This window comes from Streptococcus jiangnanensis (assembly GCF_040888325.1).
In the GTDB taxonomy this organism is placed as follows: domain Bacteria; phylum Bacillota; class Bacilli; order Lactobacillales; family Streptococcaceae; genus Streptococcus; species Streptococcus jiangnanensis.
The window spans coordinates 1-14,012 of the sequence record NZ_JBFNFF010000004.1 but is presented as its reverse complement, the minus strand read 5'-3'; the positions used below and the strand labels follow the sequence as shown (position 1 = coordinate 14,012).

The 14,012-nt window shown below is 44.1% G+C and carries 10 protein-coding genes; 3 read left to right on the top strand and 7 right to left on the bottom strand.

Features of this window, described 5'->3' with window-relative positions:
- Window positions 1–62: 62 nt before the first annotated feature.
- From AB2B49_RS06380 to AB2B49_RS06370, 3 genes are all read left to right on the top strand, one after another.
- The gene (locus tag AB2B49_RS06380; protein WP_320692009.1) at window positions 63–1,052 is read left to right on the top strand and encodes a PTS sugar transporter subunit IIB; all 990 of its coding nucleotides are present in this window, start codon (window positions 63–65) and stop codon (window positions 1,050–1,052) included.
- A gap of 76 nt (window positions 1,053–1,128) precedes the next feature.
- The gene (locus AB2B49_RS06375) at window positions 1,129–1,941 is read left to right on the top strand and encodes a PTS mannose/fructose/sorbose transporter subunit IIC (protein ID WP_049490467.1); all 813 of its coding nucleotides are present in this window, start codon (window positions 1,129–1,131) and stop codon (window positions 1,939–1,941) included.
- Window positions 1,942–1,955: 14 nt separating this feature from the next.
- On the top strand, window positions 1,956–2,867 hold the full coding sequence (locus tag AB2B49_RS06370; protein WP_320692008.1) for a PTS system mannose/fructose/sorbose family transporter subunit IID: 912 nt from the start codon (window positions 1,956–1,958) through the stop codon (window positions 2,865–2,867).
- Window positions 2,868–2,928: 61 nt separating this feature from the next.
- Here AB2B49_RS06370 and AB2B49_RS06365 read toward each other — a convergent pair whose 3' ends face one another.
- The 7 genes from AB2B49_RS06365 to AB2B49_RS06335 form a co-directional block, all read right to left on the bottom strand.
- Window positions 2,929–5,157: an HAD-IC family P-type ATPase gene (locus AB2B49_RS06365; protein WP_320692007.1), complete on the bottom strand. Its 2,229-nt coding sequence runs from the start codon at window positions 5,155–5,157 to the stop codon at window positions 2,929–2,931.
- Window positions 5,158–5,321: 164 nt separating this feature from the next.
- A complete protein-coding gene (gene pepC, locus AB2B49_RS06360; RefSeq protein ID WP_071851932.1) occupies window positions 5,322–6,656 on the bottom strand; it encodes an aminopeptidase C in 1,335 nt (444 codons plus the stop codon).
- Window positions 6,657–6,766: 110 nt separating this feature from the next.
- Entirely contained in the window at window positions 6,767–7,489 is a 723-nt protein-coding gene (locus tag AB2B49_RS06355) for a pseudouridine synthase (RefSeq protein WP_071851935.1), read from the bottom strand.
- A gap of 232 nt (window positions 7,490–7,721) precedes the next feature.
- A complete protein-coding gene (locus AB2B49_RS06350; protein WP_000901578.1) occupies window positions 7,722–7,952 on the bottom strand; it encodes a GlsB/YeaQ/YmgE family stress response membrane protein in 231 nt (76 codons plus the stop codon).
- 9 nt (window positions 7,953–7,961) lie between these two features.
- Complete coding sequence (locus AB2B49_RS06345; protein ID WP_049505215.1) at window positions 7,962–9,203, bottom strand: aminopeptidase; 1,242 nt, start codon at window positions 9,201–9,203, stop codon at window positions 7,962–7,964.
- 21 nt (window positions 9,204–9,224) lie between these two features.
- Window positions 9,225–9,377, bottom strand: coding sequence for a hypothetical protein (locus tag AB2B49_RS06340; protein ID WP_000776613.1), 153 nt, complete (start codon window positions 9,375–9,377; stop codon window positions 9,225–9,227).
- A gap of 23 nt (window positions 9,378–9,400) precedes the next feature.
- Complete coding sequence (locus AB2B49_RS06335; protein WP_320692006.1) at window positions 9,401–13,792, bottom strand: PolC-type DNA polymerase III; 4,392 nt, start codon at window positions 13,790–13,792, stop codon at window positions 9,401–9,403.
- Window positions 13,793–14,012: the final 220 nt, after the last annotated feature.

The window sequence follows — 14,012 nt, the reverse complement described above, 5'->3', positions numbered from 1 at the left end:
TTAATTAGGCTTAAAGTTTTCTTAAACACACAGTCAAACATTTTAAAGGAGGAATGACAATAATGAGTATCGGAATCATTATTGCGAGCCACGGCGAATTTGCTGCGGGTATTCATCAGTCCGGATCCATGATTTTTGGTGAACAAGAGAAGGTTCAAGTTGTAACCTTTATGCCAAATGAAGGTCCAGATGATTTATACGCTAAGCTCAATAACGCTGTTGCTGCATTTGACGCAGAAGATGAGGTTCTAGTATTGGCTGACCTTTGGAGTGGATCTCCATTCAACCAAGCTAGTCGCGTGATGGGAGAAAATCCAGAACGTAAATTTGCCATCATCACAGGACTAAACTTGCCGATGTTGATCCAAGCCTACACAGAGCGCCTTATGGACGCGAATGCAGGTGTGGAAAAAGTCGCTGCGAATATCATTAAAGAAGCCAAAGATGGCATCAAAGCTCTTCCAGAAGAGCTTAACCCAGTTGAGGAAGTTGCAACTGCTGCAGCCGCTCCTGCCGCACAAGCTACGATTCCAGAAGGAACTGTTATCGGTGACGGTAAACTGAAAATCAACCTTGCTCGTCTAGACACTCGTCTACTTCACGGTCAGGTTGCGACTGCTTGGACTCCAGATTCAAAAGCAAACCGTATCATCGTTGCTTCAGACAACGTTGCTAACGACGACTTGCGTAAAGAATTGATCAAACAAGCAGCTCCAAACGGAGTAAAAGCCAACGTTGTCCCAATTCAAAAATTGATCGACGTTGCAAAAGACCCACGTTTCGGCGAAACTCATGCCCTTATCTTGTTTGAAACTCCCCAAGATGCACTTCGTGCTATCGAAGGTGGCGTGCCAATCAAGACCCTTAACGTTGGTTCTATGGCTCACTCAACAGGTAAAACAATGATTAACAACGTTTTGTCTATGGACAAAGAAGACGTTGCAACCTTTGAAAAAATGCGTGACCTCGGTGTTGAATTTGACGTACGTAAAGTACCAAACGACACGAAAAAAGATTTGTTTGACTTGATTAAGAAAGCAAACGTTCAATAATTAGAATCTTCTTCTCTCAAACTCTTGGAAGAAAGATTTTACACTTTATATAATTAAATAGAAAAGGAATAAAACCATGTCAGATATTTCAATCATTTCTGCTATCTTGGTTGTAGTTGTTGCCTTCCTTGCAGGTCTTGAAGGTATCCTCGACCAATTCCAATTCCATCAACCAATCGTCGCATGTACCCTTATCGGACTTGCAACTGGTAACCTCGAAGCAGGTGTTATGCTTGGTGGATCTCTTCAAATGATCGCCCTTGGTTGGGCAAACATCGGAGCTGCCGTAGCTCCTGACGCTGCTCTTGCATCTGTTGCCGCAGCGATTATCTTGATCAAAGGTGGTAACTTTACTACTGAAGGTATCGCCGTCGCAACAGCCACAGCTATCCCTCTTGCCGTAGCTGGACTTTTCTTGACTATGATTGTTCGTACAATCTCAGTTGGTTTGGTTCACACTGCAGATGCTGCCGCTAAAGAAGGAAATATTGCAGCTGTTGAACGTGCTCACTTTATCGCACTTCTTCTTCAAGGTCTTCGTATTGCAATCCCTGCAGCCTTCCTTATCGCTATCCCAGCTTCTGCCGTTCAAGATGCTCTTAAATTGATGCCAGAATGGTTGAATGGTGGTATGGCTGTCGGTGGTGCTATGGTCGTTGCCGTTGGTTACGCTATGGTTATCAACATGATGGCAACTCGTGAAGTATGGCCATTCTTCGCAATCGGTTTTGCTCTTGCAGCAATCTCTCAATTGACTTTGATTGCCCTTGGTGTCATCGGTGTTGCCCTTGCCTTCATCTACCTTAACCTTACAAAACAAGGTGGAAACGGTGGCGGCGGAGCTGCAACTTCTAACGACCCAATCGGTGATATCCTAGAAGACTACTAGAAAGGGGAACAATCATGGCTGAAAAAATTCAATTATCAAAATCAGATCGTCAAAAAGTTTGGTGGCGTTCACAATTCCTTCAAGGTTCTTGGAACTACGAACGTATGCAAAACTTGGGTTGGGCTTACTCATTGATCCCAGCTATCAAAAAATTGTACACTAAAAAAGAAGACCAAGCGGCTGCTCTTGAGCGCCACCTTGAATTCTTCAACACTCACCCATACGTCGCTGCTCCAATCATGGGGGTTACTCTTGCACTTGAAGAAGAGCGCGCTAACGGTGTTGAAATCGACGACGCGGCTATCCAAGGGGTTAAAATCGGTATGATGGGACCTCTTGCTGGTATCGGTGACCCAGTATTCTGGTTTACAGTTCGTCCTATCCTTGGAGCTCTTGGTGCATCACTTGCTGCATCTGGTAACCTTGTTGGTCCACTTCTCTTCTTCTTCGGATGGAATGCTATCCGTATGGCCTTCCTATGGTACACACAAGAGTTCGGTTACAAAGCTGGATCTGAGATCACTAAAGACATGTCTGGTGGTATCTTGAAAGACATCACTAAAGGTGCTTCTATCCTTGGTATGTTCATCCTTGCCGTTCTTGTACAACGTTGGGTATCCATCAACTTCACTATCAACCTTCCAGGCAAACAATTGTCAGAAGGTGCCTACATCGTCTTCCCAGAAGGTCCTGTTACAGGTGGAGAATTGAAGGGTATTCTTGGTCAAGCACTTAGTGGTATGAGCTTAGACAAGATTCAACCACAAACTCTCCAAGGCCAGTTGAACTCATTGATCCCAGGATTGATGGGACTTCTCCTTACTTTCCTTTGCATGTGGTTGCTTAAGAAAAAAGTATCACCAATCACAATCATCCTTGCCCTCTTTGCAGTTGGTATCGCAGCTCGTTTCTTCGGTATCATGTAATCCAAGCAATTGAGAATATAGATAAAAAAGAATCAGGATTAAACCTGATTCTTTTTGTGTATCAACTTTTTCTTCTAGTCAGATAATGCAAGCCCCCAATCACCACTGCTAGGATGGCTACATAGACAACTTGGCTGGTTTCTAAAGGCACAAACGCTCCTTGCAGGATAAAGGTATTGACAAGCACTCCAACAAGGGCTGCAAGGCTCAACAGTGTGAGCAAGACTAGTTTGTATCGATTAAATGGCAGACTGACCTTGGCAACTAGACACAAACCATTGATTAAAGCAAGTAGGAAGCAAATAAATTTGACCTGACCTGGGACAGTGATAAAGAAGTTTGTCAAGAGTACACTAGCGACTAGAATGCCACCACCAATCGCAGCATTGGTCAAAATATCTCTCATAAAGTGAGTGCTAACCTTTTCTTTATTGGACTCAAAAGTTAGGAAGAAGGATGGAATCCCAATCGTAATAGCTGAAATAATCGTAAACTGAATGGGGATAAAGGCGAATTCCAAACCAAATACCACACTCAAAATCGCAAAAACGATGGAGAAGAAGGTCTTTGTTAGAAAGAGAGAGGCTACCTTTTGGATGTTATTGATGACCCGGCGACCTTCCATCAAGATATCATAAAATACTGCAAAATCATCTGTCAGGAAAACAATATTGGATACACTTTTAGCTGCGCTGGTAGCCCCCTTCATGGCAAAGCTGATATCTGCTTTCTTGAGAGCCAGAACATCATTGACTCCGTCACCACTCATGGCAACTGTCTTACCCGCATTTTGCAAAATAGATACCATCTTTTGCTTCTGTTCAGGTGTCACACGACCAAAGATTTCGTGTTCCAAGACAACTCTTTCAAAGTCATCATCTCTCACCTTGGTCATATCAATCGCACGGGCTTCTTCCTTAAAACCTGCCTTACGAGCCACCCCATATACAGCCACATGATTATCACCACTGATAATCTTCACTTCAACACCTTGAGATTCAAAATAGTCAAAGGTTTCCTTAGTATTTTCCTTGATCTCATCTGACAGAACGACATGCCCCAGTAGTTCCATATTGGCTGGAGTCGTGATGTGGTCCTTACTATGGGCAAGTGTCAAGATTCGAAAACCTTGCTGCTTCAGATGTTCATAGTAGGTATCCATCGGCTGGGTAAAGCCTAAAAACTCATAGGCGCCAAAGAAATAGGTCCCACCATCTTTTACTTGAACAAAGGAATACTTGTTTTTGCTTGAAAAGGTACCGACTTCTTGAACTTCCCACTTTTTCTCACAGGTTAAGTAAGTCTTCAGAGCTCGGGAAGTTGCATTTTCATCGTCAAAATAGGCTAGATAAGAAGACAGTTTCTCTTCTACATTAGCATCCATTTCTTGAACCTTCATATTACCAGTCGTGATGGTACCTGTCTTATCAAAACAAAGAACATCTACTCGCGCTAAAGTTTCCACACAGTATAGCTCCTGCACCAGAACCTTCTTTTTAGCCAGCTTCATGGCCGCTACCGCAAGGGATACACTGACCAGGAGAATCAAGCCCTCTGGAATCATGCCGACCAAGGCACCTGAACTTCCCAAAACAATTTCAACATAAGACCGTCCTAGACTAAAACCTCTGACATAAAGCAGAATGGCAACTGGCACCAGCAAGATGGAGACGATTTTTAAAATCTTATCCATGTAATCGCGCAGTTGAGAAGGATATTTTTTGAATTCCTTGCTGGATTTTGCGAGTTTGTTGATATAACTATCGGGTCCGACCGCCGTTGCCGTAACCAGACAAGTACCGCTGACGACATTGCTTCCGCTCATCAGCTTGTCACCAACCGTTTTAAAGACTGAATCACTCTCACCAGTCAGCAAGGACTCATCCACTTCGATCGTTCCTTCAAGTACTTCTGCATCGACAGGTACCTGATCTCCCAGATTGAGATGCAGATATTCCCCCAGAACGATGTCTTCTGGATCAATCTCGATCGTTTGACCATCTCGGTTGACTCTGTACTCACTTTTACCAAGCAAACTTAGCTTTTCTAGAGCATTTTTTGAACGCACTTCTTGGAAAATCCCAATGGCTGTATTGATAGCAATCACACCTAAAAAGAGCATATTTTCAAATCGCAAGGTTGTGGCTACCAGAACTGCCAGAGCCAAGTTCATGGCATTAAAGAAGGTAAAGATATTTGAAACGACGATTTCCTTGGTTGTTTTATAGGGTTTAATGTCGCTGATATTTCGTTGACGACCCTTGATGTCTTGACTACTTAAATACTTCATTTCTACTCCGATATCCTTTTGTACTACTATAGTAACACATATCTTTTTCTCTGTCACTTAAAGACTCAAAATAAGGAGAACTCACTTAGCAAGCAGCATCTATCGCCACTTCAAGAAGAACTTAAAAAGAGGCTAGGATTTCCCTAACCTCTTTTCTTTATGCTTTATTCTGCCAAGGCTCCCATTGGATCCCATGGTGCGAGTACGATTGGTTCTGCTTCATAAGCAGCTTGTTCTTCTGCTGTCAGCAATTCCTTACGGACAACGATTTGATAGGTGTATTCATCCATCCAAGCATCTGAGGCAACGAAGTAACCATCTGTACCGACCTTGTCTCCCCATGAGTTTTCAACCTTCCACTTGGTTGACTTACCATTTTCATCCAAATCCACACCTGTCAAGACCATGGCGTGGGTCATCAAACTTTCGCTGTAGTCCAAACGTCCAGCTTTGTCTTGAGTGAGTTGAATATCCATGCTTGATTCAAAGTCATAAACATCTGTCGCAAGGATTCCAGCTTTGCGGTTGCTGAGCTGGCCGACATCTGAACCAAACCAAACAGTTTCTCCTGTCTGCATTTGGGAAATCGCCAATTCTTTCAAACGCTCCATAGGAACGTTGATATAGCGAACTGCACGGCTACCAACGACATTCCCCAACATCTCAACTGTATAAGATTTGCCGTAAGGCTTGTCAGCAGTCGGAGCATTGATAACAGAAACGTAGTCTTCTAGAGGAAGATTGACATATTTCTTGTAAAACTCCTGTGGTGTGATACCCTTTTCGCTTTGGTAGTTATCATCCTTGTCACGATAAGCAAAGTTAAATTTACGTGGTGGAAAACCTAAAGACATAGCAAGGAAGTTAAAGATTTCTTGCAAGAGGTCTTCTTTCTTAGCTTGAACAGTCACTTGGTCTGCACCAGAAGCGAGCAAGTCACGCAAGATTTGGGCATCTTGGCGAAGCAATTTGTTAAGGATGGCATTGAGCTCACGGCTGCTGCTAGATGAGATAGACTCAGGGTAAACAGACTTGGGCACGACACCGTATTTCTCAAAGAGGGACACTACCATATCCCACTGACCACCGTCTTGTTGAGGTGTTTGGAGTAGAAAGCTAACCTTGCGGCTCGTCAAGTCTTGGTCTGCAGTCGCAATCACTTGTTCAAGGAACCAGTTGGATTTCTCGTACTTATCCCAGAAGAAGGTGTGAGCCTGTGACAATTCAAAGTTCTCCAGTTTGTATTGAGAGATGAGTTTGTGACGGAAGGTGTTGAGAGCTGCGAACATCCAGCAACGACCTGATGCTTTCTGGTTAGTCACCTTGTCCTTGGTCAAATCAAGCGAGAAAACAGGTGTGTTGTCAACATGGCTTTGGCGACGTTCCAGGGCTGCAAAAATCCCATTGTGGCTGGCAGCATTTTCGATCGCTTGGTATTTGACATTTGCTTCATAGTTGGCAAATAGTTTATCTGTAAATGATTCTTGAATCGCGTTCATAGATTCCTCCTTTTATTCTACTGTCTATTATAACTCTTTTCACAAAGGAAGCAACCGAAAAACTTAAAAAGGCAAGGACATTCTCCTCACCTTTTCTAACATAATCCAAACTAAGCAATACTAGCAAGGAGCTCCTCTAACTCCTCCTTGGTCAAGCGCCGCCATTCTCCTTGTTCTAAGTTCTCATCCAAGACTAGAGTTCCCATCGTCAAACGTTGTAAGTCCACCACTTCCTTGCCACAGTAGGCCACCATACGCTTGACTTGATGGAACTTCCCTTCAGCAATGGTCACACGAACCAAACTTTGATTTTTTTCTGGATCTACCGATACAAGTTCCAGTCTAGCCGGCTGACAAGTAAAGTCCTTGAGCGGAATACCCTTGGCAAATGCATCCACATCTTCTTGGGTCATAATACCTTTGACTTGAGCCAAATAGGTCTTATCCACATGGCGTTTGGGTGAAAGAAGAGCATGGGCCAGCTTGCCGTCATTAGTCAAGAGCAGGAGACCATGGGTATCAATGTCCAAGCGCCCCACTGGAAAGACTTCCTTGGCGCGAGCATAGTCATCTAACAAGTCTAAAACTGTTCTATGCTTGGTATCTTCAGTCGCCGAAATGACTCCTTGGGGCTTGTTCATCATGTAGTAGACAAACTCTTCATACTCCAGCACTTGGCCATCAAAGCGAATCTCATCTCTTTCTTCATCAATCTGCGGTTTAGCTGACTTTTCTTTTTTACCATTTACCGTCACTCGCCCAGCCTTGAGCAAGTTTTTGACCTCCGTTCGACTCCCCACAGCACAGGCAACTAAAAATTTATCTAATCTCATAGAACTATTATATCATACTCAAAAGGAGGCTGGTACAATGACCAACCTCCTTTTCTTTTCATACTCTTCAAAAATCTCTTCAAACCGCGTCAACGTCCATCTGCAACCTCAAAACAGTGTTTTGAGCTGACTTCGTCAGTTCTATCTACAACCGCAAAGCAGTGCTTTGAGCAGCCTGCGGCTAGTTTCCTAGTTTGCTCTTTGATTTTCATTGAGTATCGGATTTAAGAAATTAACTTCCTCGTCTCCAGAAAATAGCTAAGACAACCATAGCACCTAAAACAGCTGGAACAATAGCTATCCCCGCTAGGTTTGGACCCCAAGTTCCAAAGAGCAGGTGCCCCAAAGAAGCACCAATCCAGCCGAGAAACATTTTTCCAAAGCATCCCATGCTCTCTCCGCGATTGGTTAAAGCACCTGCCAAGAGTCCCACTAGGAGACCAACAAACATACTTCCAAGCATAGCTTCTCCTTAAATTGCCCAGTCTCCATTGCGGAAGAGTGGTACACGTGTTCCATCCTCACGGATACCATCGATATCCATTTGACTCGAACCAATCATAAAGTCCACGTGAACATCTGAACGGTTCAGTCCTGCAGCTTCAAGCTCTTCTTCGCTCATCTCTGCCCCACCAACAACGCTAGTCGTATAGGCTGCACCGATAGCCAAGTGGTTTGAAGCATTCTCATCAAAAAGGGTGTTAAAGAAGGTAATGCCTGACTGAGAAATTGGGCTCGGATCTGGTACCAAGGCACATTCCCCCAAGGCACGCGCACCCGCATTTTCAAAGACAAGGTCCTTCATGACCTGATCACCCTTTTCAGCAGTAATGTCAACGATTTGGCCATCCTTGAAGGTCACCTTAATACCTTCGATGATATTGCCATTGTAGCTAAGTGGTTTTGTAGAGGTTACATACCCATCTGCACGACGGAAGTCAGGAGCCGTAAAGACTTCTTCTGTCGGCATATTTGGCAAGAATCCTTCTCCCTGTGCATTGATAGCACCAGCTGATTCCCAAACGTGATTCTTAGGCAAGTCAAGTGTCAAATCAGTTCCCGGTGCTGTGTAGTGAAGGGCTGAGAATTGTTCTTTATTGAGCATTTCTGCCTTGCCCTTAAGGATAGCAGCATGCTCTTCCCAAGCTTTAACAGGATCTTCTTCGTAGACACGGCAAGTTTTGAAGATCTGATCCCAAAGGAGGTCCACTGCTTCTTCATCGCTCGCAGCATTTGGAAAGACTTTCTTAGCCCACCCAAGGCCAGCAGCGGCTGCCACAGTCCAGCTAACCTTGTTGGACTGAGTTGCGATACGCATTGGCTTCATGGCAAGTCCCATAGCTTTAGCAGAAGCTGAAAGCTTGTCCGCATCCACTCCGTTCAAGGCACCTGGATCAGAAGAACGGACACCGAGACGGCTAGCCTTGTTCTCCAAGAGATAGTTCATCTCAGCAATCTTGTATTCTGGTACATTGTCCAAGCGCTCCATCGGTGCATGGAGGAATTTCTCACGGTTGATGACATCATCTGTCCACTGAACGATGACCTCATGCGCACCCAAGGCATAAGCTTCCTTCACGATCAAATGCGCCAACTCGCGTTGCTCCACATCGATGGAAAGGGCCAAGGTGTGACCAGGTTGCACGTTAATTCCGTTCGCAACCAACAATTTCGCATATTTTTCTAGATTTTCTTTAAAATTTGGTAAAACCATTCTATTCTTCCTTTTCTTTTGTTATTTTTCCTTCAAAGCAGAAAATAATCCTGCTAAAGCAATGGCACCAGACAAGAGCGCTGTCGATAGAATAATTGTTTCATCTGCCAGCTCTAGCTGATAGTCAAAAATCTTTTCAGCAGGTTTATCTTCCGCAAAAATCCTAAGCTTCATAAAGATGTTCTCCATTCTAATTCTTAAAATAAATCATCAAACAAACTGAGCTGGTTATCCTCTGGCATATTACCAAGAATCCCCATTTCATCCATCTTTTCAACCAAGGTAGATGAGAGTCCGCCACGCTTGCGGAGTTCGGTTTTAGAGAGGAATTCCCCTTCTTTTCGAGCACGCACCAACTGCTTAGCAACGTTCTCTCCCAGACCATCCATTGCGACAAATGGTGGGATGAGGGTATCTCCGTCGATGATGAATTCAGTCGCATCACTACGATAGAGGTCTAACTTGCCAAACTTAAAGCCACGTTCCCACATTTCATTGACAATCTCAAGAGTGGTATAGAGGTCAATCTCCACATTAGAGGCTTCATTATTCTTCCGTTTTTCAGCGATTTCTTCCATTCTACGTTTGATGGCATCCAAGCCCGCACCCATGGTCTTGATATCAAAGGCCTTGGCGCGGATAGAGAAGTAAGCACAGTAATAATAAATGGGATGGTGAACCTTGAAGTAGGCTACACGCAAGGCCATCATAACGTAGGCTGCCGCATGGGCCTTAGGGAACATATACTTGATTTTTCCACAGGATTCGATATACCACTCTGGCACCTTATTGGCCTTCATGGCTTCGATATAGCCATTTCGCTCCTCTTCGGAAATCTTCAGCCACAAACCCTTACGTACCCGTTCCATGATGGTAAAGGCCATCTTAGGTTCAAGACCAGCATGCATGAGGTAAACCATGATGTCGTCCCGACAACCGATAACGGTTGATAGGTCCGCAATCCCTTGCTTGATCAAATCCTGGGCATTTCCCAACCACACATCAGTACCGTGGGATAATCCAGACAACTGAAGCAATTCCGCAAAGGTCGTCGGATGCGTTTCATCGACCATCCCACGTACAAAGTTGGTTCCAAACTCTGGAATCCCCAGCATCCCCGTCGGTGTACCGATTTGCTCCGGCGTCACCCCAAGCACATCCGTCCCAGAAAAGAGGGCCATGACACCTTCATCATCCATAGGAATTTCATTAGGGTCAATCCCAGACAAGTCCTGCAATTTGCGAATCATGGTCGGATCATCATGACCCAGCACATCGAGTTTGAGGACGTTCTCATCGATATCGTGGAAGTTAAAGTGGGTAGTCTGCCATTCAGCCGTCACGTCATCCGCTGGATACTGAACAGGCGTAAAGTCGTAGACATCCATATAGTTAGGAATAACAACGATTCCTCCCGGGTGTTGTCCTGTAGTCCGCTTGACACCAGCAGCACCTTGAGCAAGGCGTTCCACCTCTGCATCACGATAGAACTTCCCGTAATCACGCTCATATCCCTTGACAAATCCATAGGCAGTCTTGGCAGCCACCGTACCAACTGTTCCTGCACGGAAGGCATATTCCTCCCCAAAGATATCACGCACATCCAAGTGGGCGCTAGGCTGATCTTCTCCCGAGAAGTTCAAGTCAATATCAGGAACCTTGTCTCCATCAAAACCAAGGAAGGTCTCGAAAGGAATATCCTGCCCATTTTTGCTAAGTTTATGACCACAGTTTGGACAGTCCTTATTAGGCATATCAAAACCTGAACCGTAAGAACCATCCGTGATAAACTCGCTGTACTGACACTGACCACAAACATAATGAGGAGAGAGTGGATTAACCTCCGTAATCCCAATCATGGTCGCAACAAAACTGGAACCAACAGACCCACGAGAACCCACCAAGTAGCCCCGTTCATTGGAACGTTGTACCAGCATCTGCGAAGCCAGATAAATCACAGCAAATCCATTCCCCAGAATAGAAGTTAATTCTTTTTCAATCCGCAAATCAACAATATCTGGCAGCGGATTTCCATAAATCTCAAAAGCTTTCTTGTAGGTCAGCTCAGCAACCGTTTCTTCCGCCTTGTCGATGAAAGGTGTATACAAGTCACCCTTAACAACCTCAACAGGCTCAAAAATTTCTGCCAAGGCATTGGTATTTTCAATAACCAGTTTACGAGCCAGTTCCTCTCCCAAGAAAGCAAATTCATCCAACATCTCATTAGTCGTTCGAAAATGAGCTTTCGGAAGAGGAGCTGGTTGGGCATGTTCACCATGACCGATGGTTCGGTTAATCATAGCCCCCTGGCCCAAACTACGGACGATAATTTCACGGTAAATCTCTTCTTCCGGTTCGATATAATGGACATTTCCCGTAGCCAGAACAGGCTTGCCAAGACGGTCCCCAACCTCTATCAAACTCTTGATAATAGTCTGGAGTTCCTCCATATCCTTGACCTGTTCTTTAGCAATCAAGGGAGCATAGATAGCTGGTGGCATGACCTCGATAAAGTCATAATACTTGGCCACCTCAACCGCCGCATCCACACCTTGGGAAACAACTGCGTCAAAAACTTCGCCCTCCGAGCAAGCCGACCCCAAAATCAAGCCCTCCCGATGGGCGTCTAGAACCGTTCTCGGAATCCGTGGCACCCCTTCAAAATACTTGGTGTTAGACAAAGAAACCAGCTTAAAAATATTTTTTAAACCAACTTGATTCTTGACATAAATGGTCGCATGTTTAATACGAGCTTTTTTATAAGAATCTGGACTGATTAGATCAATATTGAGTCTAGCCAGATCGGTCACACCATGTTTTTCTGCTACCTCTTTGATAAAGATGAAAAGCAGACGACCAGTAGCTTCCGCATCGTAATTAGCCATGTGGTGGTGTTCAAGTGCTACACCAAAACGCTTAGTCAAAGGTCCCAAACCATGGCGTTTATACTCAGGATAGAGATTTCTAGCAAACTCCAGCGTATCGATAACTGGCTGGCTAATCTTAGGCAGACCATGACGCTCATAGTTGGCATTCATAAAGCCAACGTCAAAGGTCGCATTGTGAGCAACTAAGACTGTATCCTTGCAAAATTCCTGGAATTCTTGCAATACTTGTTCCAGTGGTTTGGCATTTTTGACATGATCATCTGTAATACCTGTCAACTCAGTAGTAAAGGCTGACAAGGGATATCCAGGATTGATAAATTCATCAAATTCGGCAATAACATTTCCCTTATACATCTTAGAAGCCGCAACCTGAATCAAGTCATTATAGATGGCTGAAAGTCCCGTCGTTTCCACGTCAAAAACCACATAAGTAGCTTCTGACAAATCCATCTCCACTTCGTTGTAAACGATAGGAACACGGTCCTCCACGATATTGGCTTCCATTCCATAGATCAGCTGAATTCCAGCTTTCTTGGCCGCCTTATAGCCGTGTGGGAAAGATTGAACATTTCCATGGTCCGTGATGGCAACCGCCTTGTGTCCCCACTTTGCAGCTGTTGCAACGATCTCTTCTACTTCTGGCAGAGCATCCATAGTCGACATATTTGTATGAGCATGAAACTCAACCCGACGCTCACCTTCTGGCATCAAATCCTTCCGCTCGTAGTGAACAACTTCCTGCACATCCTGCACGTTCATGGTCAAATCACGTGTGAAGTTATTCATCTCCACATTCCCACGAACTCGGAGCCAAGAATTCTTCTTAATGATGTCAAACTTCTGAGCCTCTTCCTCATTCTTAACCCATTTTTGCATTGAAAAACTTGAAGTGTAGTCTGTCATTTTAAAATTGATCAAAACGCGACCAGTTCTGGTCACTTTATGTTCCACATCAAAAACGACCCCTTCAAAGACCAGGCGATTTTCCTCAGTCGTCACGTCGATCATCTGGGTAACTTCAGCCTTATCTAGTTTAGGCTTGGCCGCAGCCTTTTTAGCCTGAAAATCAAAGGCTGGCTTCTCTTCTACTGGAGGAGGAGCCATTTGTTCCAGTTGCTCCATAGCCCGGAGCGCTTCCTCATTGGCAGCTTGAACAATCTGTTCATTCTCCACATGAAAGGCTTCTTCCTGTTCTTGTGTAAGTGCATCGTTCTTTTCTATCTGGCAAACAAAGACCGGGAAACCAAATTTTTCAAGTTGCTTTGCCAAATTAGGAAGATGATTCTTCTTAAAGTGCTCCTTATCAATCGCCTCTGAACCTTCAATAATGAGTTGATTTCCTTCCGAACGGACGTTTAAATTCTGGTAAAGAGATTTAAACCCCTGACTTGCACATGGACCTTCAGAAAAAGCCTCTCTATAGTAGGCCTGCAAGAGTTCATTAGAGAATTCTTGAGAAAGAGCCTTGATTTCGAAAACAGCTCGATTCCCTGTCTTAGAAAATTCTTCACTAAGCCCTTTCTTTAACTCTAAAAAGATTTCAATCGGTAAAATATTAGAAAATACAAAATGAAATTCCCAAATCTTACTAATTTTATGAACCACAACACGCTCAATTCTGGCATCAACAAGAGCAGGATCCCGTCTCAATTGATCAGAGATACCTAGTTGATTCATTAAAATTTCAAACTTACTTGACATTCATTTTCCTCACATTATTCTCTTACTATTTTACCATAATTAAAGAAAATATATGACTAGTACCATTCCTTAAGCACTGCTTGTTTACACGTTTACACAAATTTGTTTCATAAACCAAAAAGAAGACTCTCAGAATCTCCTAAGTAAATAAAAAAAAGATACCCTTAAGTATCCTCGCAATCGATCGGGAAGACAGGATTCGAACCTGCGACACCTTGGT

What these genes read in the sequence shown, in the direction of transcription:
- AB2B49_RS06380 (WP_320692009.1), top strand. Translation starts at nt 63, where the DNA reads ATGAGTATCGGAATCATTATTGCGAGCCACGGCGAATTTGCTGCGGGT.
- AB2B49_RS06375 (WP_049490467.1), top strand. Translation starts at nt 1,129, where the DNA reads ATGTCAGATATTTCAATCATTTCTGCTATCTTGGTTGTAGTTGTTGCC.
- AB2B49_RS06370 (WP_320692008.1), top strand. Translation starts at nt 1,956, where the DNA reads ATGGCTGAAAAAATTCAATTATCAAAATCAGATCGTCAAAAAGTTTGG.
- AB2B49_RS06365 (WP_320692007.1), bottom strand. Translation starts at nt 5,157, where the DNA reads ATGAAGTATTTAAGTAGTCAAGACATCAAGGGTCGTCAACGAAATATC.
- pepC (WP_071851932.1), bottom strand. Translation starts at nt 6,656, where the DNA reads ATGAACGCGATTCAAGAATCATTTACAGATAAACTATTTGCCAACTAT.
- AB2B49_RS06355 (WP_071851935.1), bottom strand. Translation starts at nt 7,489, where the DNA reads ATGAGATTAGATAAATTTTTAGTTGCCTGTGCTGTGGGGAGTCGAACG.
- AB2B49_RS06350 (WP_000901578.1), bottom strand. Translation starts at nt 7,952, where the DNA reads ATGCTTGGAAGTATGTTTGTTGGTCTCCTAGTGGGACTCTTGGCAGGT.
- AB2B49_RS06345 (WP_049505215.1), bottom strand. Translation starts at nt 9,203, where the DNA reads ATGGTTTTACCAAATTTTAAAGAAAATCTAGAAAAATATGCGAAATTG.
- AB2B49_RS06340 (WP_000776613.1), bottom strand. Translation starts at nt 9,377, where the DNA reads ATGAAGCTTAGGATTTTTGCGGAAGATAAACCTGCTGAAAAGATTTTT.
- AB2B49_RS06335 (WP_320692006.1), bottom strand. Translation starts at nt 13,792, where the DNA reads ATGTCAAGTAAGTTTGAAATTTTAATGAATCAACTAGGTATCTCTGAT.